The organism is Stenotrophomonas maltophilia group sp. RNC7, assembly GCF_030910085.1.
Taxonomy (GTDB): Bacteria; Pseudomonadota; Gammaproteobacteria; order Xanthomonadales; family Xanthomonadaceae; genus Stenotrophomonas; species Stenotrophomonas sepilia.
The window spans coordinates 1-515 of sequence record NZ_JAVFVN010000939.1; the positions used below are offsets into that span (position 1 = coordinate 1).

Annotated in this window: 1 rRNA gene; it reads left to right on the forward strand. The window is 55.9% G+C overall.

The window, feature by feature from the left end:
* A 23S ribosomal RNA gene (locus RCF13_RS23730) occupies positions 1-515 on the forward strand; the annotation flags it as partial.

The following is a 515-nucleotide window of genomic DNA, read 5'->3' on the forward strand; positions in this document are numbered from 1 at the left end:
CCGCACGAATGGCGTAACGACTTGGGCGCTGTCTCAACGAGAGATCCGGTGAAATTTTAATACCTGTGAAGATGCAGGTTACCCGCGACAAGACGGAAAGACCCCATGGAGCTTTACTGCAGCTTGATATTGGACTTTGGTACGGTCTGTACAGGATAGGTGGGAGCCTTAGAAGCCGGAGCGCCAGCTTCGGTGGAGGCGCCGTTGGGATACCACCCTGATCGTATCGGAGTTCTAACCTGGGACCGTGAAGCCGGTTCGGGGACAGTGTCAGGCGGGCAGTTTGACTGGGGCGGTCGCCTCCTAAAGAGTAACGGAGGCGCCCCAAGGTTCCCTCAGAATGGTTGGAAATCATTCGAAGAGTGCAAAGGCAGAAGGGAGCTTGACTGCGAGACCTACAAGTCGAGCAGGGACGAAAGTCGGGCTTAGTGATCCGGTGGTACCGCATGGAAGGGCCATCGCTCAACGGATAAAAGCTACCCTGGGGATAACAGGCTTATCTCCCCCAAGAGTCC